This is a genomic window from Pseudoclavibacter sp. JSM 162008 (assembly GCF_041366455.1).
Classification (GTDB): Bacteria; Actinomycetota; Actinomycetes; order Actinomycetales; family Microbacteriaceae; genus Pseudoclavibacter.
Map to the genome: position 1 here is coordinate 1 of NZ_JBEWYX010000016.1, position 25,273 is coordinate 25,273.

Sequence of the window (25,273 nt, forward strand, 5' to 3'; positions counted from 1 at the left end):
GTGTTCCACTGGGCGAACCGCTACAACACACGCCGACGCCACTCCGCGATCGGCCAAATCACCCCGAACAGCTACGAGACCGCCTACACGGCGACCACATCCGCTACCCTCGCGGAAGCGGCATAACGGAACCGACACCGTGTCCACGATCGAGGGTCAAGGCCCATCCACCGATACCCCTGGCTCCTATGCACGCCGAGAGTTTCACACGCCGCTGACGAGGACCGCCCCTCCCGCATCAAGTCCCAGAACTTTCGCTTGCGCTCCCGCGCAGCATCGTCCGCCGGCATCCAGCCACCCCTCACTCATCAGGGTGTTGCGACAACCGACAGAAACCGCCCATGGGTTATGCGGCACTGGTTTTTCGTTCTCGCGTGATCCTGGGGAGGATGCGCACGAGGGCGACCATGCCCACGAGTTCGACGAGCGTCTGCGTCACGACGACCACCGGAGCCAGCGCGAGCGCTGGTGGCAGGGCGAGCGCGAGTGGCAGCACGACGAGGGAGTTGCGAGTGGCACCGCTGAACGCCAGTGCTCGGGTCGCGGGAACGTCGAGGCGGAAGACTCGTCCGGCCAGGAGGCCGACGAACACCATGATCACGAGGAACGCGACGTAGATCGGCACGAGCGTGAGCAGCTGCGGCCCGGCAGCACCAACCGCTCCGGCTTGGGATGCAACAACCGTGAAGAGGGTCGCCATCATGAGCGGCACCATCAGGTTCAGCATGCTGCGCTCGATCACCCGACCGCTGCGGCGTCGTTTCGCGAGGAGCTGGACGAGTGCGGCGGCACTGAGTGGAACCACGATCAGCAGCAGGAAGGCGCGCACGAACGGGCCGACCTCCACCACGGCCACCCCATCCGGGCCGAGGAAGATCAGCAGGTAGATCGGCAGGAGCAGCATCTGCGCGAGCATCAGCAGCGGGGCGGCTGCCAGCAGTCGGTCGGATGCGCCGCCCGCGAGGCCGGCGAACACGATCACGTAGTCGATGCACGGCGTGAGGAGCACCAGCAGCACCCCGAACAGCAAGGCCGGCTCATCCGCCACGAACCTCGAAAGTCCGTATGCGACGAGAGGCACGATCACGAGGTTCACGACTCCCACGGCCCCGAGGAAGCGACCATCGCGAAGTGACTTGCCGATGGCCGCGAACGGGACGCCCAGGAACGTCGCGAACAGCAGCAGCGCGAGCACCGGCTCAATCGCGAGTTCGAGGTGGTGCGCCCCGGGAGCGAGGAGGCCGAGCGCGCCGCCAGCTGCAATCGCCGCCAGGTACAAGGCGATCTGGTGGCGCTCCAGGACTGCGACGACGCGCGTCACGAGACGGGGTTCGAGGTGAAGTTGATGGGCACGACCTGACGGTAGACGTTCGACCCGCTCGAAGGTCAAGCCCGCTCCGCGCTCGTAAGCTCCCGGCATGCGTATCTCTGAGGTCAGCAGGCGGAGCGGGATCAGCGCGACTGCGCTGCGCTATTACGAGAGCATCGGCCTCGTCACACCCCACCGCTCCAGCAACGGCTACCGGGACTACGACGCCGCCACCCTGCACCGACTCGATCTCATCGAGGCGAGCAAAGAGCTCGGACTCCCCCTCGCTGACATCAGCAGGCACCTCGCTTCCCTGGAGGTCGACTCCTGCACCGACGTGCGCGAGCACCTGCGGCCGCTCCTCGCTGAGCGGGTGCGGCAGATCGACGAGAAGCGGGCACGGCTGGACGAGCTCAGAGCACGGCTCACTGCGGCCAATCACGGCCTTGCTGCGTGTCCCGACCGCGACGACAGATGCTCCACGGAATGCATCTTCCGCACCTACGACGAGAGGGCTGGAACCTGCTCCGCTCCCCAGGAGTGAGAGATGTCAAACCATGGGTTGCGGGACACCAACAAGGGCCCACCTTGTCGCGGGGGTGTTCGCGCCAGTGGGTTGCTCTGCCAGGCTCCCTCTCGAGTCTCGTCAAGGCTCGCCACGTGCACCCTGATCCAGTCAAGATCAGGGTGAACGCGCTTCACGTTGCGACGTGTAGGCGGCAACCCCAGGCTCGGTCGGACGCAGCAGCTCCCGGAGCCGGATACGAGCGCGCTGATACCGACCGCGAGCGGTCGACTCACGAACTCCGAGGATCTCAGCGGCCTGCGGCAGCGTGAATCCGTCCCAGAGGATCAGGCGCACGAGCTCACCTTGATTGGCCGGCAAACGGTCGAGCGCCTCACGCACTTCGATCGCTGCAGGGTCGGCGGCCTCGGGCTGCGCCTCGAGTTGCTGGCGCAGCCTCAGGTTCAGATCCGTGCGCCGGACCGACCCGCGGGCCGCGTTCGCCAGGAGTCGCCGCGCGACCCCGAAGAGCCACATCCGCGCCTGCTCGGGGTCCGAGGGCATGCGGTCGATGCGTCGCCACGCGACGACGAACGTCTCGCTCAGCAGATCAGCGGCGTCGGCCGGGACACTCACCCGCCTCCCGAAGTAGCTGAGCAGATCAGCCGCGTTCGCATCATGGAGCGCCTCGAGCGTCGCCTCCCGGCCATCGCGCCCCCGCCTGCGGATCACTCGCCACTCCCGGGCGTGCTGGCCTCGCACTGACCCGCCATCTCGAGCGACACTCCACCATCGAGGTAGCCGGCATCCTCGAACACGCGCAGCATCTCATCGCCCATGAGCGAGCTCGCGACGACGCCGCGGTCCACGTCGGGGACGTCCGCCGAGTCTCCTCCCCCGGCTCCGATTCGCTCCTCCGAGGCTTGGCGTTCGTCCTGCTCCGCTACAAGCGCGGCTTCGACGTCTTCTGGAGCGATCGACGCGACAACCGGACCCCAGTCATAGTCGGCCAGGAACTCGCGCGCCGTCTCGGTGCGCTCATCCACTTCGGCATCTGAGAGCCCGCCTCCGTACTCGGGGACGACGCGCGCGACAACCGTGCAGAGACCGAGATCACTGCCCGCCTCGAGCTCGAACGTGCGCTGCGCGGCGGCATCCGGGACCCACCCGACCCAACTCAGCAGGCCCGGTCCGGCGACCGCCGCCGTCGTCCCGACGCCCAATAGCCCGACGCTCAGGAATGCGACTCCGAGACCCGCGCGCAACCGGGAGCGTCCCGGCCGTCGCTCAGCCGCGACAGCCTGCGCGAGGGCGCGCGCCACTGCCGCGTTCGTCCGGTCCGAGCCCAACGCCGGTGGCCCCGCTCGTCGCACCAGGTCGTCGATATCGTCCATGTCGTGCCTCCTCAGTGGTTGCCCTTCACTGTGAACATGTCCGGATGCGCCTCCTCCTTAACGTGGCATGCGAAGTTCCGTGCAGAGTTTTTCTCGAGCAACCAGTGCACGATCACGTCGGGCTCTGAGATTCAGCAGCTCGCTGAGTCAATCGACGCCGAGGTTAGCGGGGAACGACCGTCCCCTGGTGGTATCGCAGGGTTGGGCCTCGTGTGTCCCAGAGCGACGCGTGCCGACTGTTCTGGTCGGGCTCGTGGATCACGTAGTTCACCAGCACGAGCTCCGCGCTCACACGATTGAAGAGCCACTCGGATGTGCGTGGTGGGACCGGGCGCTGCTCCTCGCCCGCGAGGGCCACCACCGAATCCGCGTAGGTCCACCGACGGCCCGAGCGCCCGATCTCTGCGAAGTCTTCAGCGAGGAGTGAGGACGTCTCGGCGGAGTCCGCCCGAACGGCCGAAGAGAGCAGCGCGAGTTCAGCGTTCTTGATGTCCGCGAAGTCCTCCGTGTACGCCTCCCACATGCAACGACCCTATCGACGCAGCTGGTCGCAAACCGCATCCATGCAAGTCCCCGCAGACCCCCGCTATGTTGGTCCCAATCGTTCAGCCCGCCCGGTCCGCCGGTGTGGGCTGGATTTTTTTGTCGGAGAGGATGCTGGGCGGGTCTCCCCGAACCGCCTCCGGTAGCTCGACGGGGTGCTCCCGAATGCGGCTGCGAAGTTCTGCCGCAGGGTGACGGGGCTCCCGAATCCGCAGGCCGCGGCGATCTGGTCGACGGACAGCTCGCTGGTCTCGAGGAGGGTGCGCGCTTCGTCGAGGCGGCGCGAGCGCACCCACGCGGCCGGCGTCGACCCTGTCTCGTCGCGGAAGGCGCGCTGGCTGAGGTGCGCGGCTTCGGCGAGGCGCGCCACGCTGAGCTCTTCGGCGAGGTGCTCGAGCGCGAACGCGCAGGCCACGGCGATCGCACCCCCGGACGAGTCGGCGGGCACGGGCCGCTCGATGTACTGCGCCTGCCCGCCCTCCCGATGAGGCGCGACGACCAGGTGGCGCGCGACGCGGTTCGCGACCGCCGACCCGAGCCGCGTGCGCACGATGTGGAGGCAGGCGTCGATACCGGATGCGGTGCCTGCCGAGGTCATGACGTCGCCGTGGTCGAGGTACAGCGCGGACGGCTCCACGGAGATCTCAGGGTGGCGTCGCGCGAGCTCTTCGGTGCTCTTCCAATGTGTCACGGCGCTGCGACCGGCCAGCAGCCCCGTGTCCGCGAGCGCGTTCGCGCCAAGGCAGAGGCCCACGATCGGCACCGCTCTCGTGTGTCGTTCTTGGAGCAGCTCCGCGAGCGCGGGGCTCGGCGCGACTCCATCCTGAATCCAGGAGGGCACCACGATGAGGTCAGCGTCGCGAGCACTGTCGAGCCCCTCGATACCGCCCAGTGCGTAGCCCTCCGACGTCGTCACCGAGCCTGCATCCTCGGAGAAGAGGGACGTCTGCCACGGCGCCGCCCCACTGCGCGCGACCTCGTCGAACACCAGATGCGGCACCGAGAGGTGGAACATCGAGGCCCCATCGAAGGCGTAGACCGCGATCTTCACGTGCCCTCCTGCTGCTTGGCGTGAACCCATCGTAAGCGTGCATTCCCGCCAATGGCGGCGCGGGCCTCCGCGGCAGAACATAGGAAGCACGGCGCGTGCCGTCACCAACGTCTGGAGCAGAAGATCATGACCTCCCCTCGCAGAGCCCTCGTCCTCGTCGACGTGCAGCAGCAGTACTTCTCTGGCCCCCTCGAGATCCAGTTCCCACCGCTGGCCGAGTCCCTGCCCAACATCGCGGCCGCCATCGACGCGGTGGTCGATTCTGGAGTCCCGGTCGTGGCGGTCCAGCACACGGCCGGCGACCAGGCGCCCGTCTTCAACCCCACGACGCCCGAGTTCGCCCTGCACCCAGAGGTGGAGCAGCGTCGGCAGCCCGAGTGGAAGAGCGTCGTCAAGCAGTACGGCTCGGTGTTCGCCGACACGGACCTGCTCCCCTGGCTGCGCGAGCACGACGTCGACACGATCACCCTCGTGGGCTCATGACCAACAACTGCATCATCGCCTCGGCGGTCGAAGCGGAGGCGCACGGGATCGCCGTCGAGGTGCTCTCGGATGCGACCGGCGCCATCAACATCGCGAACAGCGCCGGCTTCGCCCCGGCCAAGACGGTGCACACCACGCTCATGGCCCTGCTGCAGTCGAACTTCGCGGCTGTCGCGACCACCCACGACTGGGCGCAGGCACTCGCCGACGGCCAGCCGCTCGCGAAGGACAACCTCCCTTCGTCGGCGATGTTCGGCGCAGAGCTCGCCGCGCGCGGGTAGATTTCGGTGGTGGATGCACCCAGGACGACCTCACGGCGGGCGGTGTTCCTCGACATCGACGGCACCCTGACGACGGACCTCGGCGAGGTGCCGGAGTCGGCGCACGCCGCCATCAAGAAGGCGCAGGCCAACGGGCATCTCGTGTTCCTCGCGACCGGGCGCAGCCCGCTGGAGATCGACCCGCGGGTCGAGGCGGTCGGCTTCGACGGCATGGTCGCGGGCGCCGGCGCGTACGTCCTCTACGAGGGGACGTGGATCGTCGACAAGCATCTCAGCGAGACGGAGGCGACCGCCCTCACGCGCGCCCTTGACGAGCTCGGCGTCGACTACAGCCTGCAGGGCAGGCACGCCATGCACACAACGGTCGGGCACCGGTCGCGGATGCGGCGCATCCTGACCCAGCTCGGGTTCAGCGACTTGGAGGAGTCGGGGCTGAGGCATCTCGTCATCGACTCCGGCCCACTGGAGCTCGACCGGACCGCGAAGGTCGTGTTCAGCAGCGACGACCAGACGACGTTCGACCGGGTTCAGGCGCGGCTCGGCACCGAGTACGCGATCGTCGGCGGCACCATGCCCGGTCTCGGCACGGGCGGCGGCGAGATCTCCATGCTCGGGGTGCACAAGGCGGCGGCCATCGAGGCGCTGCTTCCCTCGCTGGGCCTCGGTATCCAGGATGCGATCGCCGTCGGCGACAGTGGCAACGATCTCGAGATGCTGCTCGCCTGCGGTGTCGGCGTGGCGATGGGGAACGCGACGCCCGCCGCCAAGGAAGCCGCCGACTTCGTCACCTCGTCCGTCGACGACGACGGCCTGCACGCCGCGTTCGTGCACCTCGGCCTCATCGAGGGCAGTTAGCTAGCAAGCAGCGTCGAGCACCTCCCGCAGCTTCGCCGCGAACGCCTCAGGCTGGCCGGCGTAGCCGAACTCGCCACCCATGAACCCACCGTGATGGCTGGGGAAGACCGTCGGTTCCTGCCCGAGACGCTCCGCGACGCCAATCGCGGTGCGGCCCGTGTACACCTTGAGCGACTCCTCCCCCACGGCGATGACGATGCGCGTCGGGGACGCCTTCAGAACATCGAAGTCGGGCTCGTAGAGGGGCACGGCCCAGGAACGATCAGACAGCAGGGGGTCGCCCCGATCGCCGTCGTCCTCGCTCGGCATGCCGAACGCAGCAGGGTCAGGGGCAGGGCGCGCGAGGAACTCCTCGGTGATCTCCCCCTCCCATGAGGTCAGGGCGACGAACCCCGCCATGCCGGCGCCCCACCCCCGCTCGTCGTAGGAGCGCGTGTACGCGATGCGCGCGCGGTGCACGGCCTCCGCATCCGCGAGCACGCAGTCGACCGGAGGCTCGTGCGCGACCAGGGTCGCGACGTCGTGCGGGAACGCGGTGACCAGCTGGAGCGCACTCACGGCACCGCCGCTGCTCGCGAGCATATCCACGGGGCCGACCCCGAGCGCCCCGATGAGGGCGTGCAGGTCTTGCGCCTGCGTGTGCGGGTCGTTCTCGTCCAGGCCGTCCTTGCGGATGCTGCGGCCGAGGCCGCGGGGGTCGTACGTCACGACCGTGCGATCGGCGAACAGCGGCACCTGCGCCTGGAAGCCGCTCGCGTCCATGGGCTGCCCGATCATGACGAGGGGTGGGCGGCCGTCCGCTGTCGGGAGCGGCCCGTGGACGTCGTAGACGAGGTCGACGTCGGGCAGCTCGAGCGTGTGCTGTGTCATGGATGGCCTCTTCCTCGAAACGATCTCCCTTGGATCGTAGGACGAGGGCCCGCGCCACACCAGGCATTGCATCAGGCCGGGCAAGCGGATGACGGATAGCCTGCCCGCATGACAGGCAGCACGCTCCGATGGGCGACCGAGGCGGATGCGCGTGGCGTCGCGGTCGTGCACGTCCATTCGTGGCGGGCCGCGTATGCGGGCCTCATCCCCGCGGACGTGCTGGCTGGGCTGAGTGTCGAGCAGCGCACCGAGGGGTGGACTCGGTGGATTGCTGCATCGTCGCGCGAGGCCGCCACGGACTTCGACACCGCACTGCCCCATCGGCTGCTCGTCGCCGAGAACGACGGACGCATCGTCGGCTGGGTCGCGTTCGGGCCCGGAAGAGACGCCGGCGAGGGGCACCGCGGTGAGCTCGGAGGCTTGTACGTTCATCCGGACCGCTGGTCGACGGGTGTCGGCGCATCGCTCATCCGTCGAGCTGAGACGGAACTCCGCGCGGCCGGGAACACAGAGGCCTACGCGTGGGTGCTGTCCGGCAACCAGCGCGCGATCAATTTCTACGAGCGCCAGGGTTGGCTCGCGGACGGCGCCAGCAAGGTCGCGGATGAGGGCGGCGCACGCGAGCTCGTCGAGCTCCGGCACGTGAGGCGCCTGCCGTAGATCGCGTCTCCGACTGCTGGGGTTCAGGCTGTGAACTCGACGAGGTCAGCCGTCTGGAACACCCCAGCGGCCTAGCTCAGGCTCCGAATGGAGAACCCCCGCTGCTGCTGCGCACCACGAGCTCGGTCGGCAGGATGCGGTGCTCTCCGATCCGCGGCGACTCGCCTTCCGCGTTCGCATCCACTCGCCCGACGACCATCTCGACGGCGGCGGAAGCGAGCTGCGCGGGGTCCTGCGCGAGGCTCGTGAGCTGGAGGTAGGGCAGCTCGGCCTGTTCCGAGTTGTCGAAGCCGACGACGGCGAGATCCTCGGGGACGCGCTTGCCGAGGAGGCGCGCCTGCGCGACAACCCCCTGCGCACTGCGGTCGTTGAACGCGATCACGGCGGTCGTGTCGGGGTAACGCCGCAGCGCATCCTCGATGGCTTCCGCGCCCGCGGCTTCGGACGCTCCCCCGGCGACGATCGCGACCTCGTCTCCGAGCCCGGCCTCGGCCGTGGCTTCGAGGAACGTCTCCGTGCGCACCTCATCCCCCGAGACGCCCGGCGCCCCGAGGTACAGGATGCGGGAGTGACCGCGCTCGTGCAGGTGCTGGACGGCGAGCTCGGTGCCGCGTGCGTCGTCCATGGAAACACTGTCGAAGCGCTCGGACGAGTACTGACTGGCCACCGTCACGACGGGGACCTCGTCGGCGACCCGGTTCAGCTGCTGCTCGTCCAGCGATGCGCCGAGCAGCACGAGCCCCTCGACCCGCTCCCCCAGCAGCGCCTCGACCGCATCCGCCTCACCCCGCCGCTTGGTGACCGCGGCGAGCGACACGTTGTACCCAGCTGTCCGCGCAGCGAGCTGCAGCTCATCGATGAGCTGACCGTGGAACGGCTGCGCCGCATGGAAGACGATGCCGATGAGGCGTGACCGGCCCTGCTTGAGCATCCGCGCCCGCTCGTCGCGCCGGTAGCCCAGCCGGGCCGCGACCTCGAGGACGTGCGCTCGCGACTCGGGGCTCGCGCCCGGCACATCCCGCATGACGATCGACACGAGCGGCTGCGAGACGCCCGCCGCATTGGCGACGTCGCGCATCGTGACGCGCCTGCCGCCGCCCGGTCGTGCCGGGCGGCGGGCGTCTCGTGCGTCGGCGTCGCTCATACCTCGATGCTAAAGGCCTCCCGGAACCGACGCAGCGCGAGGTCGGAGTCGGCGGACGCAAACGCCTCCATCGCGACGACTCCCGTGTAGCCGAGCTCGTCGAGCGCACGCGCGACCCGCGGGTAGTGGATCTCACCCGTCCCCGGCTCACAGCGGCCGGGCACATCCGCCACCTGGATCTCGCCGATGTACGGCAGCGCGCGCCCGCACAGGTCGACAAGATCGCCCTCGCCGATCTGCGCGTGGTACAGGTCGAGGTTGAGGCGGAGGTGCGGGCTGTCGACGGCCGCGACCAGCGCGATCGTGTCGCTCGCCCGGTTGAACGGCACCCCGGGGTGGTCGACGGCGTGGTTCAGGTTCTCGAGCGTGAAGACCTTGCCGTACTCCTCGCCGAGCTTCGCGAGCCGCTCGAGCGTGCGCAGCGCGGCGAGCCAGTCGGCCGGGGTCGTGTGCGCGCTCGGGCGTACAGGCAGGCCGTTGTCGTCGAGGCCCGTGCCGTGGATGACGAGGCGCGGCACGTTCAGCACCTGTGCCGCCTCGAGGGACTCGCGCGCCGTCTCTACGATCGCGTCGGCCCCATCCGGATCGATGAGCTCGCCGCGGACGTAGCCCGACATGGAGCCGAACGTCGCGCCGGTCGCGACCAGCGCATCCAGGTCCTTCTCCCACCAGCGCCAGATCTCGACCTCGAACCCGGCCTCATCGATGCGGCGAACGCGCTCCTCGAACGGCAGGTCGAGGAACAGCATCTCCGCGCAGGCAGCGAGCACAAACGGTGACGTGGCGGTGCCGACGGCTCCGTTTCCGCCCGCTTCGCGGCCTACGTCACCCTGAGTGTCAGCGACAGCCCCGCTCATCGGACGACCTCGACCGCTGCACCGGTCTTGACCGACTCGATGCAGGCGAGCGCGATGACCATCGCCTCGAGCGCGGCTTCCGTGCCCGGGCGAGGGCTCTCGACGCCGGCGACGGCGTCGACAAAGGCCTGCAGTTCGCCCGTGTAGGCGGCGCGCATGAGCTGCGTGTCGGCGCGCACGGTGTCGAAGGATGCGCCGGCCGCGCCGTAGAGGCGGAGGCTGGACGCGGCGAGCTCGCCAGCAGTCGCCATGCCGACGCTGCCGAAGACCTCGGCGCGGGTGTCATAGCCGTAGGCGGCAGAGAAGTTCGCCTCGGCCGTGGCGATGGCGCCGTTGTCGAAGCGGATCGTGACAACGGAGGTGTCGAGCAGGCCCTTGTCCTTGAAGTCAGGGGCGACGAGCGCATCCGCGACCGCGTAGACCGAGGTCGCACGGGCACCCGGGTTGAAGAAGTTCAGGGTGTCGAAGTCGTGGATGAGAGTCTCGAGGAAGATCGTGAACGGCGGGATCGCGGCGGGGTTCGCGAGGCCAGGGTCGCGGGTCACGGAGCGCAGCAGCTGCGGGGTGCCGAGGGTTCCCGCGTCGAGGGCGGAGCGCAGCTCGGGGAAGCCGTTCGCGTAGCGGCGGTTGAAGCCCACCTGGAAGACGACGTCGTGGCGCTCGACGGCGGCCTCGACACGGCGCAGCTCCTCGAGCGAGACGCCGGTCGGCTTCTCGCAGAAGATCGCCTTTCCAGCCGCGGCCGCCTGCTCGACGAGCGCGGTGTGGAAGCGCGGCGGGGCCGTGATGACGACCGCGTCGAGGTCGGGGCGGGCCAGCAGCTCGGCGATGTCGGTGTACGACTGCTCGACGCCGAGCGACTCGGCGAGCTTCGCCGCTGCACCCTCGACCGGGTCGGCGATGGCGATGAGCTCGGCGTTCGGGATGTCGCGGGCGATGAGCGCTGCGTGGTTGCTGCCGATGCGGCCGGCACCGATCAGGGCGACGCGGATGAGGGGGTTCGTGGTCATGGTGTTTCTCCTGGGGACGGCGGTGCCGACACGACACTGTGCTGCTGGGTGCGCCCAGCACGCAAAGACTATTACGTACTAGCGCTCGGCGTCTAGTACGTATAAGGTTGCCTGCAATCGGCCGGGCGACCCGGCCCAGATCGCGGAGACAAAGGAGTTCTCATCACTTCCACGCACGGGGCATCAGCGTCAGAGACGGCCCTCCCCAAACTCACGCCTTCGGCGGGCGCATCTCCGACGCCATCGGCCGGCGCCGCACGATCATCATCCTCGCCGTCCTCTTCTTCGTCGGCACGCTCATCGTCGTGGCGTCGCCGAACTTCGCACTGCTGGTCGTGGGCCGCATCATGCTGGGCCTCGCCGTCGGCGGTGCATCCACCGTGGTGCCGGTCTACCTGGCTGAGCTCGCGCCGTTCGAGATCCGCGGATCCATCACCGGCCGCAACGAGGTCGCGATCGTCACGGGGCAGCTCTCCGCGTTTGTCATCAACGCGATCCTCGGCAACACACTCAGCCACATCGACGGGGTCTGGCGCATCATGTTCGCGGTGTGCGCGATCCCCGCGATCTGCCTGTTCTTCGGGATGCTGCGCATGCCGGAGTCGCCGCGCTGGCTCGTCGAGAAGGGCCGCCACGCGGATGCGCTCGCCGTACTGAAGACGGTGCGCTCCGAGGAGCGTGCGATCGCCGAGCTCGGCGAGGTCGAGCAGGTCGCGGAAGAGGAGCAGAAGGAGTCGAAGGTCGGCCTCGCGGCCGTGCTGACCAACAGGTGGCTCATCCGCATCCTGCTCATCGGCATCGGCGTCTCGATGATGCAGCAGCTCACGGGCATCAACTCGATCATGTACTACGGCCAGGTCGTGCTCATCGAGTCGGGCTTCGAGGCCAGCGCCGCCCTGATCGCGAACATCGCGCCCGGCGTCGTCGCCGTCATCGGCGGGTTCATCGCGCTGTACATGATGGACCGCGTGGATCGCCGGAAGACGTTCGCGATCGGTCTCACGCTCACGACCACGTGCCACCTGCTGATCGGCGCCTCGTCGCTGCTGCTGCCCGTCGGAAACCCAGCCCGCCCGTTCGTGATCCTCATCCTCGTCGTCGCGTTCGTCGCTTCTATGCAGACGTTCCTCAACGTCGCCGTCTGGGTGTACCTCGCCGAGATCTTCCCGCTGCACATGCGCGGCCTCGGCATCGGCGTCTCCGTGTTCTTCGGCTGGATGACGAACGGGTTCCTCGCCCTCTACTTCCCGAGCCTCATCGCCGGGATGGGCATCAGCGGAGTGTTCTTCCTCTTCGCCGGCATCGGAGCCCTCGCGCTGATCTTCACGATCACGCAGGTTCCCGAGACCCGCGGCGTGACCCTCGAGAAGCTCGAGGTCGGCGTCACGACGGGAGCCATCCACGTGCTCGGCAAGAGCCGCTAGACACCACAGAATTCAAGACTCGGCCGCTTCTGCGAGCGGCCGACCCGCCCGCGGGGATCGGCTTCGATCTGGACGTCCTGGCCGGACCCCGCGGGCTTTTCCTGTGCGCCTACCTGAGCGTCCGCCGACAAGCGCGAAGACGCGCATCCAATGTCGGAACGCTTTCGCCCGCCCGCGTGTTGACCTGATGTTGGAGAGGAAATACCCATGACGCAGTACACGAAAGACCAAGACGCCATCGCTCGCCTCACGCCTGAGCAGTACGCCGTGACACAGCAGTCGGCGACCGAACGCCCCTTCGACAACGAGTTCTGGCACAACGACGACCGGGGCCTCTACGTCGACATCGTCTCCGGCGAGCCCCTGTTCGCCTCGACCACCAAGTACGACAGCGGATGCGGGTGGCCCAGCTTCACGAAGCCACTGAGCGCGGAGAACATCGTCGAGAACTCCGACACGTCGCTCGGCATGCGGCGCACGGAGGTGCGATCGGCGGCCGCTGACAGCCACCTCGGTCATGTCTTCGACGATGGCCCCGTCGACCAGGGAGGGCTGCGCTACTGCATCAACTCGGCTGCGTTGCGCTTCGTTCCGCTCGAGGACCTTGAGACGGACGGCTACGGGCAGTACATCGGACTGTTCGAGGACAAGGCGGGCATCTGATGGCTGACGAGCGCGCGATCCTTGCCGGCGGATGCTTCTGGGGGCTCGAGGAACTCATCCGCGACCTGCCTGGGGTGTTCAGCACGCGGGTTGGCTACGCCGGCGGCACCACCCCGAACGCCACCTACCGGCACCACGGCGACCATGCCGAGGCCGTCGAGGTCGAGTTCGACCCATCGAAGACCTCGTACCGTGATCTGCTCGAGTTCTTCTTCCAGGCACACGACCCGACCACGAAGAACCGGCAGGGCAACGACCGTGGCGCGAGCTATCGCTCGGTGATCTTGACGCTCACCCCCGAGCAGGAGCGAGTGGCGCGCGAGACGATCGCTGACATCGACGCATCGGGTCGCTGGCCCGGCAAGGTCGTCACGAAGGTCGAAGCGGCCGACGAATTCTGGGATGCGGAGGAAGAACACCAGAACTACCTCCGCAAGCACCCGGGCGGCTACACGTGCCACTACGTGCGCCCCGGCTGGGTGCTCGAAGACGCGGCTGCGACGAGCTAGCCGCGAGCTCGTCCAGGGGCCCAGCTAGCCTGGATGCCCGCCGTCGGGTTCTCTCGACGGCGGGCACTGGACGAGCGCGATGGTTGCTCATCTCGAGCAGGTCGTCGTCAGCCGTCGGAGGATTCCCCGTCGACGACCGCGGTGACGCGGTCGAGGTACAGCGACACGAGCTTCGCCTCCTGCGGCGAGAGGTCCTCAGAGAGGTGACGGATCTGACCGGTGACCGGGTCGATCTCATCGGCATCGAGGTCGGTGTCGACCGGGACGATCATCTTGCGTCGGCGATCATCCGGGTCAGGCGTGGTGTGGATGAGGCCAGCTTCCGTGAGGCGCTGCACGAGCATCGTGGCCGACGCACTCGTGACGTCGAGGTATTCCGCCAGGGCGCTGGGGGTGGTCGTGATGCCGTCGCTGGTGCGTTCGAGGATGAACCTCATCGCAGACCGGTGCGTTTCACTCAGCTCGCCGGTCGCCTGGCGCCGGCGGCCGAGGCGCGCTTCCGCGCGACGCAGCTCGTCGACGGCTTCCGAGGCGTCATCGCCCGGAGTGGGTGACGGATGCTCGCGCGTCGTCGAGCGATTTTCGCGGTCGTTCGAGACGTCAGTCATCGGCGCGGGACCAGTCCGGGCTCAGAGGAAGGCGGAGACCGCGGCGAGGAAACCGACGCTCAGAGTCGCCCCGATCGCGCAGAGGGCGAGGAACTCCTTGGGCAGCGTCCGCTGCTGGTAGGAGTCCCAGTACGTGTCCGAGGACGACAGCGCGGAGGACTTCTCGGGCGTGGTGGTGGGGGTCGCGGAAGTCATGTAGTTAGCCTAGCTACATTTACCGCGTCGTTCAAGGGGACGACTCCCCTGACCGATTCCCGGCACCCGGTCGCGGATTGGTCACCGCCCCAGTGCACCCGAGATCCCGCGCGCGGCCATCCGCACCCCGAGCGCGAACTGCGGCTCGGCGAGGCGCTCGACGTGCGCGATGATCGAGACCGCCGCGACAACCTCGCCGTGCGCATCCACCACCGGGGCGGCCATCGAGAAAGCCCCCGGCGTCATCTCCTCGACAGATCTCGAGAGACCCGTCGCGCGGATCTCCGCGAGCCGACGTCGCAGCGCCTTCGGGTCGGTCATCGTGTTCGGCAGGTACTGGCGCGGCTGCGACGCGACCACCTCGTCGAAGACCTCGAGCGGTGAATGCGCGAGCAGCACGAGCCCGACCCCCGTGGCGTGCAGGGGCAGACGCGCGCCGACGTCGGAGATGACGCGCACCGCCCTCGGGCTCGAGATTCGTTCGAGGTACACCGCGCCCAGGCCATCCCGCACCGCGATGTGCACGTTCTCCTCCGTCGACTCGAGGAGGTCCTCCAAGTAGGGCCGGGCGATCGCGCGGAGCCGCTCCGCAGTCGTGCGCCGCGCACCGAGGCGCCACAGCTTGATGCCCACGCGGTAGGCGCCGGCATCCGTGCGCTCGAGGCCGCCCCACTCGGTCCAGGATGCGAGCATGCGGTGCGCCGTCGACACCGGCAGGTTCGCCGCCGCCGCGATCTGCGTGAGCGTCAGCTCCTCCCGCGCGGAGAACGCCTCGGCGATCGCGAACAGCTTCTGCGCGACACTGCGCTCGTCACCACCGCCACCGGACATGCCGCAATGGTAGCCGCGAGCAGAGCATCCACATCGATGATGCTCGGCATCATGAAGTTCAGCTTCCCTGATATGTGGGTTCGAGACGAAAGTTGTCATGTGCCCAAGACGGCACGCGCACACCGCGGCCGAGAACCGCCACAGACGCACTGCACCAGACGAAAAGGATCGACGATGATCAAACTGCTCTCCCACCTCTCGCACATCGAGATCGCAACGCCAGACGTCGCGGCCTCGGTGAAGTTCTACGAAGAAGAGTTCGGCCTGCGCGTCGTCGCACGCGAAGACGGCAAGGTCTACCTGCGCTCGTGGGGCGACTACTACACGTACAGCCTCGTCATCGCCGAGGGCCCCGAAGCCGCCCTCAACATCATGGGATGGCGCACCTCCAGCGCCGAGGCACTCGACGAGGCCGCCAAGCGCGTCGAAGCAGCGGGCGTGCAGGGCGAGTGGGCTGACCGGAGCGTCGGCCACGGCAAGTCGTACACCTTCACCGGCCCATACGGCCACACCATGGAGCTCTACTGGGACGTCGAGAAGTACCAGGCAGACGCCGAGCACGCCTCCGTCTTCCCCGACCGCCCCGAGAAGCGCTCGAAGCACGCCGTCGGCCCCCGCCAGCTCGACCACGTCACCGTCGCCGCCTCCGACGTGCGCGGCTTCGCGAAGTGGTACAACGAGGTCCTCGGCTTCCGCATCATGGCCTACACGGTGCTCGACGACCACCCCGTCACGGTCTTCTCCGTGCTCACCACGAACGAGAAGTCGCACGACCTCGGGGTTGTCCTCGACAGCTCGTCGCGCCCCGGCCGCATCAACCACTACGCGTACTGGGTCGACACCCGCGAGGAGCTCCTCCAGGGCGCCGACGTGCTCATGGAGAACAACGTCCCCATCGAGTACGGTCCCTCCATCCACGGCATCGGCGAGCAGAGCTTCCTCTACCTCCGCGACCCCAGCGGCATGCGCATCGAGGTCAACACCGGCGGCTACCGCAACTACGTGCCCGACTGGGAGCCCAACGACTGGAAGCCGTCCACCGGTTCCAACAACCTCTACCGCAACGGCGCCATGCCGCTCTCCATGACCGAGTCGTTCCCGCCAGACGCTGGCCACCCCACCGCCACCGAAGAAGGCATCCTCCCCGGCACGGAAGAGGCCATCCTCAACCCGTACGCCGTGCAGGGCCGCGGCTAGAGCGCACCGAGCGACGTCGCCGTGTCTCCAGCGGCGACGTGAGATCCGCACGACCGAGATCTGCGCGGGCCCCGCGCATCCACCAGGTCCTCCTTTCCTGGTGGATGCGCGGGGCCCGCGTTCGCGCGCGCGTGCGCGGCAGGCGGAGTGCCCGTCAGGCCGGGGTGCGCGTCAGCGTTCAGTGAGCGCGACGCCGGTGACGGATGCGAGCTCCTCGAGGAGGCGTGCACGGAACTCCGGGTCGCGCACCCCGCTCGCGGGCTGCTGCTGCGCGCCGTGATGCCAGTAGCCGCCCGTGACCTGCAGATCGGGGTCGACTGCGAGGCGCTCCTGCGTCTCATGGCCCAGGTCGAAGTCGTCTGGCGCCCCGGCGCCGCCCATCTTCGTCGCCACCCAGCCGGGGTCGACGGAGTTCGCGAGCACGCGAGGAGCCCATCGCTCTGCGACCGCGGCCGAGAAGGCCGCGACGAGCAGCTTCGTGTCGGAGTAGCTCGCAGACACTGATTCACCCGTCCAGTCGAGTCCGTCGAGCGTCGCTCTGCCGTCTCGGTGCATGCTGCTGCTCAGGTAGACGTGCCGGGTCGGGGTGCTCAGCAGCGCGGTGAAGAGGTAGGGCGCGACCACGTTGACCGGCAGGAGGCTGGGGCCCGAGAGGACTCCGGCATTGTGAATGACCGCGTCGATGGCCGCGCTGTCGTTCAGCTCGCGCGTGGCATCCAGCACCGCCTCGCGGTCGGCGAGGTCAGCGACGACGACGTCCGCGCCTCGCCGAACCAGCGTCGCCACCGCGTCCGCTCGCCCCGGGTTGCGCGCGTGCACGATAACCTCGTGCCCCTGGTCGAGCAGCGCCTCGGCCGTCGCGCGGCCAAGACCGTCAGTGGAACCGGTGATGAGGATGCGAGCCATGCGCCCATCCTCACACCCGCCGGGTTCAGCGCGCCCAGGCCTTTCCCGGGCCTAGCGCAGAAAGCTGACGCCGCGCAAGGGCCCCAGCGGCCGGATCGATCGGCCCTACGCTCAGCGGCGTCAGCCCCCACGCTTGCCTGTCATAAGGAGACGAACATGACTCGACAAGAAGGCCTCGCACTCGGATACCTCGTCGCGGGGCTCGCGCTCGGCGTGATCGCCCTCGTCGCCGACCTCATGGGCGGCCCCGCCTACCTGCACGCGCTCACCTGGGTGGGAGGATTCGCCGGCGGCTACGGCGCCGTCACGATGATCAAGGGCGCCAGGCAGCGCAGACGGCATCCGCTCGGAACCACCGACTACGAGCCAGACACCAGCAACCCGCCGCACCTCAGCTGAGCCGACCTGTCGGGCCGCCTATCAGCCATGGATACGGCGCCTGATCTCTCCCGCGGCTCCCTCGAGCAGCGCCCGCAGGCGGGCCTCGTCCTGCGGGCGCTCCTCGGACCACGTGACGGCGAGCGCCGCTGCGGGCCAACCCGCGTGGTCGAGCACGGGCATCCCGACAGAGCGCATCCCAACGGACACCTCGCCGTTCTCTGACGCGAACGCGCCGCTGCGGATGCCGTCCAGGATCACCCGCAGCTCGCGGGGGGGTTCTCGGGCCGCGGCCCGTGCGGTCTGCGAATGACGCAGCATCCGGGTACAGCGCTCGCACCTGCTTCTGTGGCATCGCGGCCAGCATCGCGCGGCCGGATGCGGTGAGGTGCGCCGGGAGCCGCACGCCCACGTCGGCGACGAGCACCGGGCGGCGCGGCGCGCGCTCGTCGACGATGTAGAGCACGTCGCGGCCGCTCATCACGGCGAGGTGCGCGCTCTCCCCCACCTGGTCGACGAGGTCGGCGACCACCGGGTGGCCGACTCGGGCGAGGGGCTCCTGCCGTGCGTATCCGCCGGCGAGCTCGAACGCAGCCGTGCCGAGACCCCAACGGCGCTCACCGCGGAGGTGCACGACGAAGCGCCGCTCGAGGAGCGTCGCCAGCAGGTGGTAGACGGTCGACCGCGGGATGCCGAGCTGCGTCGCGATGGTGCTCGCCGCGACGGGGCCACGCTGGTGGCTCAAGAAGCTGAGGATCGCGAGGGTCTGATCGGCCGCCGGCACCTGGGCGCGGGCGGGCGCTTCACCGCTGACCTCGGTCACACGATTGCCTCTGCCAGGCGACGATGGGACCTCGGCCTGGGGGCGCCCGTCGCGGTGGCTATCGCTGCAGACCTGTCCAACATCAGTGCAGAAAGCGGCCAGAACAGCGCGAAGAGCTCCCAAATGGCGGATATTGCACTCAAGTTGGACACCGAGCCGACCGCCAACTGCGCGGCAGGTCTCCGGTCGCCGCCGCCGAGCCAATCGTCTGAGATCACAGACACTGAGTGTCCTCCCCGCGCAGACATCGCGCAACGGGTGGAGTGGAATCGACACATGAGCACAGCAGCACCCGCCACCGGTCACAACGAGCCGCGCGACGACGTCGGCAGCACGGTCAGCTCCGAGACCGTCGTCCTCGGCGTGCGCCCGCTCGAACCAACCGAGGTCGTCGCGGTCGCGCGTCACGGCGCTCGCGTCGAGGTTGCCCCGGCGGCTCTTGCCGAGGTCGCCCACTCTCGCGAGCTCATCGAGCGCCTCGCCGACGACCCGAACCCGCACTACGGCATCTCGACGGGCTTCGGCGCGCTGGCGACGACGTTCATCGCGCCCGAGCGGCGCGTGCAGCTGCAGGCGAGCCTCGTGCGGTCACACGCGGCCGGCACCGGCCCTGAAGTGGAGCGCGAGGTGATCCGCGCGCTGCAGCTGCTCCGCCTGCAGACCCTCGCGACGGGGCGGACCGGCGTGCGGCCCGTCGTGGTCGAGACGTACGCGGCGATGCTCAACGCTGGCATCACGCCGATCGTGCGCGAGTACGGCTCGCTCGGCTGCTCGGGTGACCTCGCCCCGCTCTCCCACCTGGCGCTCGCCGCGACGGGCGAGGGCACGGTGCGCGACGCATCCGGCACCGAGGTGGATGCCCGGGACGCGCTCGTCGCAGCCGGCATCGAGCCACTCGTGCTCCGCGAGAAGGAAGGCCTGGCGCTCATCAACGGCACGGACGGGATGCTCGGGATGCTGCTGCTCGCCATCCACGACATCGAGATGCTGCTCACGACGGCGGACGTCGCGGCGGCGATGTCGGTCGAGAGTCAGTTCGCGACCGACGCCGTCTTCGCCGCTGATCTGCAGGCCCTGCGCCCTCAGCTCGGGCAGGGCGACTCGGCCACGAACCTGCGGCGTTTCCTCGCCGGCTCCCCCATCATCGCGAGCCACCGCGGCGCGGACGACGGCCGGGTGCAGGACGCCTACTCACTGCGCTGCTCCCCGCAGGTGCACGGCGCGGCCCGCGACACGGTCGCACACGCGGCGCTGATCGCCTCGCGTGAGCTCGCATCCGCCGTCGACAACCCCGTCGTGACGGTGGATGGCCGGGTCGCCTCGAACGGCAACTTCCACGGGGCGCCCGTCGCGTACGTGCTCGACTTCCTCGCCATCGCGGTCGCCGACGTGGCGAGCATCTCCGAGCGGCGCACCGACCGCGCCCTCGACCCGGCCCGCAACCGCGGGCTGCCGCCGTTCCTCGCACACGAAGTCGGCGTCGACTCCGGCCTCATGATCGCGCAATACGCGGCTGCAGGCATCGTGTCTGAGCTGAAGCGGCTGGCGATGCCGGCATCCGTCGACTCGATCCCGTCGTCGGCGATGCAGGAGGACCACGTGTCGATGGGGTGGGCCGCGGCGCGGAAGCTGCGCCGCGCCCTCGACGGGCTCGGGCGGGTGCTCGCCATCGAGGTGCTCACCGGCGCGAGGGCACTGGAGCTGCGAGCCCCGCTCGAGCCCGGCCGCGCGACCGCAGCCGTCCGTGATCTCGTCGCCACCGTCTCCGCCGGCGCTGGCCCCGACCGCTTCCTCAGCCCCGAGATGGAGGCTGTGGCCGAACTCGTACTGTCGGGCGAAGTCGCGCGGACCGCCCTCGCGAACTCAATCGCGCCTGACCCCGCGAGGTGACAGACGCGGTGTCCTGACCCCGCGCATCCGCTCGCTCGCGCGCAGCCCCCGATTGCGGGATGGGAACCTCACTTCGTTGCGGGAAGTTCCCCACAACGAAGCGAGGTTCCCATCCCGAAACGGAGTTGCGGCAGGCTCGTGGCGGGGCCGAGCTAGTGGCTCGCCTGCCCTTCGTCCCATCCCTGCTGTGGGGTCTCGCAGGTGTCGCGGAAGACGTACTGCGAGGGCAGCTTGCGCTGGTGCGACGACCAGTCGATGGCGGGGCGGCGCTGCTCTTTGGGGAGGTAGCCGAGGCGGTAGACGGCCATGAGCTCGAACTCGTCCGGCACCTTCAGGAGGTCGATGATCTTGTCCCACTGGCCGGGCACCTCCATGGGGAACGACACGAACTGTATCCCCATGCCGATCTCGCCGGTGGTGAGCCAGATGTTCTCCATAGCCGCGCCCATGCTGAAGACCGAGTAGAACGACGACAGCTCCCCCGGCCGGTACTCGGAACGGTCGAGCATGACGCCGAGCAGGAGTGGGGATCCGGCGACGAGCTTGCGGTTCTCCTCGCCGAGCGTGTTGGGCACGCGCAGGGAGTTCATGAGGAACTGCCCGCGCTTCGTGAAGACCTGGCTCGTGAACGGCCGCAGCGGTGCGGGGAGCTTGTCGAACAGCATCCCGTCGCGCCGCTGCTCCATCTCCTCCTTGCTGAAGCGGAAGTACGGCTTGTAACGCTCGAAGAACGTGCCGTTGCTCATGGCGGTCGTCATGCTCTCGCCACTGATGCTCGCGATCGCCTCGATCGTCTCGCGCGCCTCGACGACGACGAACCGCCATGGCTGGCTGTTGAGCTGCGAGGGTGCGCGTCCGGCGACCTCCATGAGGAGGCGCTGATGCTCCTCGCTGACGGGATCGGGAAGGAAGGGGCCGTTCGTGGTCTTGCGGCGTCGCAGAACGTCGAGGAATTCCATGCGCTGAGTCTGTCGTATCCGCCTGAAACGTATGCCGAGCGATCACTGCCAGGGAAATGGCCCTCTAGCACTCACTCTGAAGGGCGATTCGGCTGGCAGCGATCGCCAGGACAAGGCCAAGAAGGGTTGTTTGGCTTGCAGATGTCAGCGGCGCGTGGATGCCCGCACCGCGAGCGCGTAGAAGGGCGCTGCGGTGAGGGCGAGCGACGGGTGGCGTCTCGAGTGCGTGCCGGCGAAGGGGATCGCGGCGAGCGGCACCGCGGTCGGCAACAGCAGCTTGCCGGCTCGGCGCCGGCTCTCGTCGCGGCTCGTGAGCAACGCGACGCCCGCGGCGAGTGCCAGCGCGGATGTGCAGATGTAGAGAGCGTGGTGGATCCAGTGCCAGCGACCGGTTCGCACCACTCCGGTCGCGACGCTGACCCCAAGCGCGCAGTTGGCGGCGTAGCTCGTCGTCGCGGCGACCAGCAGCGGGGGCACATTCACGACGCCGAAACTACACGGGCGGCCTGAAGCGGAGGCTGGAGCCGGTGCAAGGAGCCGGAGCCAGGAGCTCAGCGCGGGACGAGCATCCGCTCACCGTTGCGGTGTGAGCGTCTCGTCTCGGGTCAGCAGCAGTCGGTAGGGGAACTGGCGTCGCACGTGCCAGCCCTGAGGCACCGCGGCACGGAGTTCGGGGGCCGTGTAGCTGCGGCGGATGGACAGCGTCCCGTCGTAGTGCACAAACGATCCGCGGTCGAGGGGCTTCGTCGCGGCGCTGAACGCGGCCAGCGCGAGGCGGCCGCGCTCGATGTCGCTGTGCAGGGCGAGCGGCGCGAGGGCCGCACTGTCGGCGAGCAGGCCGGTGAGCGTGTGCGGGTCGAGGTGGTGCAGCAGGTGGTTGGACGTGACGATATCGAACCGCTCCCCCGCCGCCACGAGCTCGCCGCTCGACGCCGCCCGGAAGTCGACGCCGCGCCGCGTGAGCGCGCGCGTCTCTACGAACTCGTGCGCGCGTTCATCCGGGTCGATGGCGGTGACCTCGAGCCGGAGCCCGTCGCGCGCCGCCCAGCCGGCGAGGGCGAGCGGAATGTCGCCCCCGCCGAAGCCGATATCGAGCAGCCTGGATGCGCGCCGCCGGTCGAGCACGGGCCGCACGTCCCGCAGGTACACGCGCCGCCATCCTGCGACGAACGCGTTCACGGCGCGGAACTGGGCATATGTCGCGAAGAGGCGGTCGCGGTCGCAGTCGGGGTCGTCCATGAGCTCAAGCGAGGTCGTGTCGCGCGGCAGGGGACGAAGCGACGGGAGCGTGGGAGGCCTCACAGCCCAGGCCCGGCCTGCGCGACTGCGGCGAAGGAAACGTCCCGGATCGCACCGCGGCCGGCCGCTGCCCAGGTCGCGACCCTCACGCGCGCATCCGCGTGAACCGCCCGACCTCGACCGTCAGACCGGGTCCGAACGCCATCGCGCAGAGCGCCTCACCGGCCCCTTCGAGGTAGGTGTCGTCGGCACCGTCGCTGAGGAGTCGCTCGAGGATGAACAGCACGGTCGCGCTCGACATGTTGCCGTAGTCGCGCAGCACGCCGCGCGACGGGGCGAGCTGCGCCTCGGTGAGCCCGAGCGACTGCCCGACCTTGTCGAGGATGCTCCGCCCGCCGGGGTGGATCGCCCACAGCGGCGTCTCCGACGGCACGGTCGGCGCGAGAAGCGGCTCGACGACGTCGCCGATGGAGGCGCCGATGATGCTCGGCACGTACCCCGAGAGGCGCATCCGGAACCCGCTGTCGCCGATGGTCCACGCCATCTCAGACTCGCCCTCGTCGGTGATGGTGCTCTCGAGAGCGTCGATGGTCAGGATGCTCGCGCCGGCCGGCGCGGGACGCGCGGTCACGAGCGCGGCAGCGGCCCCGTCGGCGAAGACGGAGGTCGCGACGATCTGCTCGGGGTCGTTGGAGCTCGTCAGGTGGATGGTGCACAGCTCGACGCACACGATGAGCACAACCGCGTTCGGGTCGGCGCGGGCGAATGCATCCGCTGCCCGGAGTGCTGGGAAGGCGCCGTAGCAGCCCATGAAGCCGAGGTGGAAGCGCTGCACGCGAGGAGACAGGCCGAGGCCGCGCACGATCTCGTAGTCGGGGCCGGGCGCGTAGAAGCCGGTGCAGGAGACGGTGACGACATGCGTGATGTCGCCTGCGTCGAGGCCGCTGCCGTCGAGCGCGGCGCGGGCGGCGCCGAGCAGCAGATCGGGGACACGCTCCGCGTAGAGCTGGTTGCGAGCGCCGGTGGACGCGTCGAGGACCTGGCCGTCGGCGACGAGCGCTGAGTCCTCTCCGCCCGCGAGCGCATCCACGACCGTGTGCCTGCGGTCGATCGCCGAGCCGTCGAAGGCTGCGCCGATGAGGCGGGCACCGAGGCGGTTGATGCCCGGCTGACCTGCGAACAGGTCACGGGCCTGGGTCTGCGGCAGCTCGGTCGGGGGCACTGCGGTGCCGATGCTGCGGATGTGCACGCTCACGCAACGACGGTACGCCTCGCATCCTGAGAGCATCCGCGAGGCGCGGCGGCGCCGCGAGGGCTCGTAAAACTCGTGAGGTCCAGCGAGACCCGCAAGAACCCTTCAGAGAGGAAGCGAGACAGACCCCCTCGTGCGCGCTACTCGCCGGGGTAGGTCATGAGGTCCCCGGTGAGCGGCACCTGGCCGGTTCGCTCCCCCGCGTTCGCTTCGTCGACCTTATAGGCCTTGCCCTGCTCGCCGGCGTCGAGGGCGGCCTGCGAGGTGACCTGCCCGTCCAGCGTGAATGTGTCGAACACGAACGGCAGCCCGTTGGAGGCGAGTGGGTTCGGGGAGTCCATGAGGTGGAAGTGGAGGTGCGGGGCGTCGGTGTTGCCGGTGTTGCCGAGCAGGCCGAGGCGGTCGCCGCGGGTGAGCTGCTGCCCGACTTGGAGGTCGAAGGGGTTGCCGGTCTTGAGGTGCGCGTAGAACGCGTAGTTGCCGCCGCCGATGTCCTGCACGACGTAGTTGCCGCCGTATTCGTCGAGGGTGAGGGTTGGGCCGGGTGCGGTGCCGGGTTCCTGTTCGGGGCGGTCGGTGGTGATGGCGACGATGGGGCCGTCGGCGACGGCGATGACGTTCTGTCCGTAGCCGGGGTAGCTGCGCGCGTTGTCGCGGGCGCCGTCGTCGGAGAGCTTCATGGTGGGGGTGAGCTTGACGTAGTCGATGGCCCACCGTTCGGGCGCCCAGTAGGTGCCGTTGATGGGGCTGACGGCGCCGCGGTGCGCGGTGAGGCCGCAGCAGCCGTTGGCGTTCAGCCAGTTGTCGCCGGTGAGGGGCGGGCCGATGACGGCGACGTCGCGCTTGTCGACGCTCACGGCCTGCGTGGTCTGCTCGATGGTCTTCTCGTAGAGCGGCGGCTGGGCTTTGGGCATCTCGACGGTGACGGTGTGCTCGATGCGGTCGGGCACGTCGGCGTCGGCTGCGACGGTGGCGTCCATCCACACGGTTGCGTTCTGGCCGGGGCCGAGCTCGAGCCCGCCGCCGTCGGTGGTGCCGGCGACGCGCATCACATCGTCGAGGTCGTCGCCCTCGAGCTCCTGCAGCGCTGTGCCGCTCGCGCTCGTCTCGACTCCCGTGATCTTCACCTTGGACGGCGACCCGTTGGTGAGCTGCAGCTCGTAGGCGAGGTGGATGCGCTCGTCGGTTCCGAGCACGGGTATCGGGTCGGCGAGCGCGGAGACGACGACAGGGGTGAACTGCTCGCCGATGACGCCAGGGCCCGTTTCGACCGGCGCCGTCTCGCTGACAGACGGGGGTGCATCCGCCCCGATCGTGAGGGCCGGGCTCGCCGAGCAGGCGCTCAGAGCGAGGAGGCCCGCGACCGCGACGGCGACCGCGAAGACGCGCGCGTTCCCCGCCGTGATGCCGGTCATGGCTTGAGCTTAGGCCCGCGGA

General features: G+C 69.1%; 29 protein-coding genes and 1 pseudogene. 11 read left to right on the forward strand and 19 right to left on the reverse strand.

Annotated elements, in window-relative coordinates; genetic code table 11:
• Nucleotides 1-346 precede the first annotated feature (346 nt).
• A complete protein-coding gene (locus tag ABVF28_RS13085) occupies nucleotides 347-1,321 on the reverse strand; it encodes an arsenic resistance protein (protein WP_371030795.1) in 975 nt (324 codons plus the stop codon).
• Nucleotides 1,322-1,418: 97 nt separating this feature from the next.
• Between ABVF28_RS13085 and ABVF28_RS13090 the strand changes: the two genes are divergently transcribed.
• Nucleotides 1,419-1,853 carry a MerR family transcriptional regulator gene (locus ABVF28_RS13090; protein ID WP_371030796.1) on the forward strand — a complete coding sequence of 145 codons (435 nt, stop codon included), beginning with the start codon at nucleotides 1,419-1,421 and terminating at the stop codon, nucleotides 1,851-1,853.
• Between the two features lie 138 nt (nucleotides 1,854-1,991).
• Here ABVF28_RS13090 and ABVF28_RS13095 read toward each other — a convergent pair whose 3' ends face one another.
• The 4 genes from ABVF28_RS13095 to ABVF28_RS13110 all read right to left on the reverse strand — a co-directional run bounded on the left by ABVF28_RS13095 (nucleotide 1,992) and on the right by ABVF28_RS13110 (nucleotide 4,802).
• The gene (locus ABVF28_RS13095; protein WP_371030797.1) at nucleotides 1,992-2,546 is read right to left on the reverse strand and encodes an RNA polymerase sigma factor; all 555 of its coding nucleotides are present in this window, start codon (nucleotides 2,544-2,546) and stop codon (nucleotides 1,992-1,994) included.
• A complete protein-coding gene (locus ABVF28_RS13100; protein WP_371030798.1) occupies nucleotides 2,543-3,208 on the reverse strand; it encodes a hypothetical protein in 666 nt (221 codons plus the stop codon). The genes ABVF28_RS13095 and ABVF28_RS13100 overlap by 4 nt, the downstream gene beginning before the upstream one ends.
• Before the next feature lie 163 nt (nucleotides 3,209-3,371).
• Nucleotides 3,372-3,731, reverse strand: a complete 360-nt coding sequence (locus ABVF28_RS13105) for a hypothetical protein (protein ID WP_371030799.1) — start codon at nucleotides 3,729-3,731, stop codon at nucleotides 3,372-3,374.
• Between the two features lie 63 nt (nucleotides 3,732-3,794).
• Nucleotides 3,795-4,802: a GlxA family transcriptional regulator gene (locus ABVF28_RS13110; protein WP_371030800.1), complete on the reverse strand. Its 1,008-nt coding sequence runs from the start codon at nucleotides 4,800-4,802 to the stop codon at nucleotides 3,795-3,797.
• A gap of 126 nt (nucleotides 4,803-4,928) precedes the next feature.
• Between ABVF28_RS13110 and ABVF28_RS13115 the strand changes: the two genes are divergently transcribed.
• The 3 genes from ABVF28_RS13115 to ABVF28_RS13125 are packed head-to-tail and all read left to right on the forward strand — an operon-like array spanning nucleotide 4,929 to nucleotide 6,421.
• On the forward strand, nucleotides 4,929-5,285 hold the full coding sequence (locus tag ABVF28_RS13115) for an isochorismatase family protein (RefSeq protein WP_371030801.1): 357 nt from the start codon (nucleotides 4,929-4,931) through the stop codon (nucleotides 5,283-5,285).
• Nucleotides 5,282-5,566, forward strand: coding sequence for a hypothetical protein (locus ABVF28_RS13120; RefSeq protein ID WP_371030802.1), 285 nt, complete (start codon nucleotides 5,282-5,284; stop codon nucleotides 5,564-5,566). Before ABVF28_RS13115 ends, ABVF28_RS13120 begins: the two co-directional genes overlap by 4 nt.
• Nucleotides 5,567-5,575: 9 nt before the next feature.
• Nucleotides 5,576-6,421 carry an HAD family hydrolase gene (locus ABVF28_RS13125; protein ID WP_371030803.1) on the forward strand — a complete coding sequence of 282 codons (846 nt, stop codon included), beginning with the start codon at nucleotides 5,576-5,578 and terminating at the stop codon, nucleotides 6,419-6,421.
• Here ABVF28_RS13125 and ABVF28_RS13130 read toward each other — a convergent pair whose 3' ends face one another.
• Nucleotides 6,422-7,291, reverse strand: a complete 870-nt coding sequence (locus ABVF28_RS13130) for an alpha/beta fold hydrolase (RefSeq protein WP_371030804.1) — start codon at nucleotides 7,289-7,291, stop codon at nucleotides 6,422-6,424. It lies immediately after the preceding gene.
• Nucleotides 7,292-7,399: 108 nt separating this feature from the next.
• On the opposite strand from ABVF28_RS13130, the gene ABVF28_RS13135 reads away from it, so the two are divergent.
• Nucleotides 7,400-7,951 (forward strand): N-acetyltransferase family protein, encoded by a 552-nt coding sequence (locus ABVF28_RS13135; RefSeq protein ID WP_371030805.1) that lies wholly within the window; start codon nucleotides 7,400-7,402, stop codon nucleotides 7,949-7,951.
• A 76-nt stretch (nucleotides 7,952-8,027) separates the two neighbouring features.
• Here ABVF28_RS13135 and ABVF28_RS13140 read toward each other — a convergent pair whose 3' ends face one another.
• From ABVF28_RS13140 to ABVF28_RS13150, 3 genes are all read right to left on the reverse strand, one after another.
• Nucleotides 8,028-9,095, reverse strand: coding sequence for a LacI family DNA-binding transcriptional regulator (locus tag ABVF28_RS13140; protein WP_371030806.1), 1,068 nt, complete (start codon nucleotides 9,093-9,095; stop codon nucleotides 8,028-8,030).
• Nucleotides 9,092-9,844, reverse strand: a complete 753-nt coding sequence (locus tag ABVF28_RS13145) for a TIM barrel protein (RefSeq protein ID WP_371030872.1) — start codon at nucleotides 9,842-9,844, stop codon at nucleotides 9,092-9,094. Before ABVF28_RS13145 ends, ABVF28_RS13140 begins: the two co-directional genes overlap by 4 nt.
• A 104-nt stretch (nucleotides 9,845-9,948) precedes the next feature.
• Complete coding sequence (locus ABVF28_RS13150; RefSeq protein ID WP_371030807.1) at nucleotides 9,949-10,962, reverse strand: Gfo/Idh/MocA family oxidoreductase; 1,014 nt, start codon at nucleotides 10,960-10,962, stop codon at nucleotides 9,949-9,951.
• A 107-nt stretch (nucleotides 10,963-11,069) separates the two neighbouring features.
• Between ABVF28_RS13150 and ABVF28_RS13155 the strand changes: the two genes are divergently transcribed.
• From ABVF28_RS13155 to msrA, 3 genes are all read left to right on the forward strand, one after another.
• Nucleotides 11,070-12,386, forward strand: a complete 1,317-nt coding sequence (locus ABVF28_RS13155) for a sugar porter family MFS transporter (protein ID WP_371030808.1) — start codon at nucleotides 11,070-11,072, stop codon at nucleotides 12,384-12,386.
• A 207-nt stretch (nucleotides 12,387-12,593) separates the two neighbouring features.
• Nucleotides 12,594-13,049 carry a peptide-methionine (R)-S-oxide reductase MsrB gene (gene msrB / locus ABVF28_RS13160; protein ID WP_104310650.1) on the forward strand — a complete coding sequence of 152 codons (456 nt, stop codon included), beginning with the start codon at nucleotides 12,594-12,596 and terminating at the stop codon, nucleotides 13,047-13,049.
• Nucleotides 13,049-13,558 carry a peptide-methionine (S)-S-oxide reductase MsrA gene (gene msrA, locus ABVF28_RS13165; RefSeq protein ID WP_371030809.1) on the forward strand — a complete coding sequence of 170 codons (510 nt, stop codon included), beginning with the start codon at nucleotides 13,049-13,051 and terminating at the stop codon, nucleotides 13,556-13,558. The genes msrB and msrA overlap by 1 nt, the downstream gene beginning before the upstream one ends.
• 107 nt (nucleotides 13,559-13,665) lie before the next feature.
• On the opposite strand, the gene ABVF28_RS13170 is transcribed toward msrA, so the two are convergent.
• The 3 genes from ABVF28_RS13170 to ABVF28_RS13180 all read right to left on the reverse strand — a co-directional run bounded on the left by ABVF28_RS13170 (nucleotide 13,666) and on the right by ABVF28_RS13180 (nucleotide 15,192).
• On the reverse strand, nucleotides 13,666-14,166 hold the full coding sequence (locus tag ABVF28_RS13170) for a MarR family winged helix-turn-helix transcriptional regulator (protein ID WP_371030810.1): 501 nt from the start codon (nucleotides 14,164-14,166) through the stop codon (nucleotides 13,666-13,668).
• Nucleotides 14,167-14,187: 21 nt separating this feature from the next.
• Nucleotides 14,188-14,361, reverse strand: coding sequence for a hypothetical protein (locus ABVF28_RS13175; protein WP_371030811.1), 174 nt, complete (start codon nucleotides 14,359-14,361; stop codon nucleotides 14,188-14,190).
• Nucleotides 14,362-14,442: 81 nt separating this feature from the next.
• Nucleotides 14,443-15,192 carry an IclR family transcriptional regulator gene (locus tag ABVF28_RS13180; RefSeq protein WP_371030812.1) on the reverse strand — a complete coding sequence of 250 codons (750 nt, stop codon included), beginning with the start codon at nucleotides 15,190-15,192 and terminating at the stop codon, nucleotides 14,443-14,445.
• A gap of 174 nt (nucleotides 15,193-15,366) precedes the next feature.
• Here ABVF28_RS13180 and ABVF28_RS13185 point away from each other — a divergent pair, with 174 nt between their 5' ends.
• Nucleotides 15,367-16,389, forward strand: coding sequence for a VOC family protein (locus tag ABVF28_RS13185; RefSeq protein ID WP_211891093.1), 1,023 nt, complete (start codon nucleotides 15,367-15,369; stop codon nucleotides 16,387-16,389).
• Nucleotides 16,390-16,560: 171 nt separating this feature from the next.
• Here ABVF28_RS13185 and ABVF28_RS13190 read toward each other — a convergent pair whose 3' ends face one another.
• Complete coding sequence (locus ABVF28_RS13190; protein ID WP_371030813.1) at nucleotides 16,561-17,295, reverse strand: SDR family NAD(P)-dependent oxidoreductase; 735 nt, start codon at nucleotides 17,293-17,295, stop codon at nucleotides 16,561-16,563.
• A gap of 156 nt (nucleotides 17,296-17,451) precedes the next feature.
• On the opposite strand from ABVF28_RS13190, the gene ABVF28_RS13195 reads away from it, so the two are divergent.
• Nucleotides 17,452-17,694, forward strand: a complete 243-nt coding sequence (locus tag ABVF28_RS13195; RefSeq protein ID WP_104310657.1) for a hypothetical protein — start codon at nucleotides 17,452-17,454, stop codon at nucleotides 17,692-17,694.
• A gap of 21 nt (nucleotides 17,695-17,715) precedes the next feature.
• Here ABVF28_RS13195 and ABVF28_RS13200 read toward each other — a convergent pair.
• Nucleotides 17,716-18,457, reverse strand: a pseudogene (locus ABVF28_RS13200) (IclR family transcriptional regulator).
• A gap of 315 nt (nucleotides 18,458-18,772) precedes the next feature.
• Between ABVF28_RS13200 and hutH the strand changes: the two are divergent.
• Nucleotides 18,773-20,386, forward strand: a complete 1,614-nt coding sequence (hutH, locus tag ABVF28_RS13205) for a histidine ammonia-lyase (RefSeq protein ID WP_371030814.1) — start codon at nucleotides 18,773-18,775, stop codon at nucleotides 20,384-20,386.
• 152 nt (nucleotides 20,387-20,538) lie between these two features.
• Here the strand turns inward: hutH and ABVF28_RS13210 are convergent, their stop codons facing one another.
• The 5 genes from ABVF28_RS13210 to ABVF28_RS13230 form a co-directional block, all read right to left on the reverse strand.
• On the reverse strand, nucleotides 20,539-21,345 hold the full coding sequence (locus ABVF28_RS13210) for a nitroreductase family protein (protein ID WP_211891098.1): 807 nt from the start codon (nucleotides 21,343-21,345) through the stop codon (nucleotides 20,539-20,541).
• Between the two features lie 144 nt (nucleotides 21,346-21,489).
• Nucleotides 21,490-21,828, reverse strand: a complete 339-nt coding sequence (locus ABVF28_RS13215) for a hypothetical protein (RefSeq protein WP_371030815.1) — start codon at nucleotides 21,826-21,828, stop codon at nucleotides 21,490-21,492.
• A 90-nt stretch (nucleotides 21,829-21,918) separates the two neighbouring features.
• The gene (locus ABVF28_RS13220) at nucleotides 21,919-22,647 is read right to left on the reverse strand and encodes a class I SAM-dependent methyltransferase (RefSeq protein ID WP_371030816.1); all 729 of its coding nucleotides are present in this window, start codon (nucleotides 22,645-22,647) and stop codon (nucleotides 21,919-21,921) included.
• 82 nt (nucleotides 22,648-22,729) lie between these two features.
• Nucleotides 22,730-23,839, reverse strand: coding sequence for a type III polyketide synthase (locus ABVF28_RS13225; RefSeq protein WP_371030817.1), 1,110 nt, complete (start codon nucleotides 23,837-23,839; stop codon nucleotides 22,730-22,732).
• 137 nt (nucleotides 23,840-23,976) lie between these two features.
• Nucleotides 23,977-25,251, reverse strand: coding sequence for a M23 family metallopeptidase (locus ABVF28_RS13230; RefSeq protein WP_371030818.1), 1,275 nt, complete (start codon nucleotides 25,249-25,251; stop codon nucleotides 23,977-23,979).
• Nucleotides 25,252-25,273: the final 22 nt, after the last annotated feature.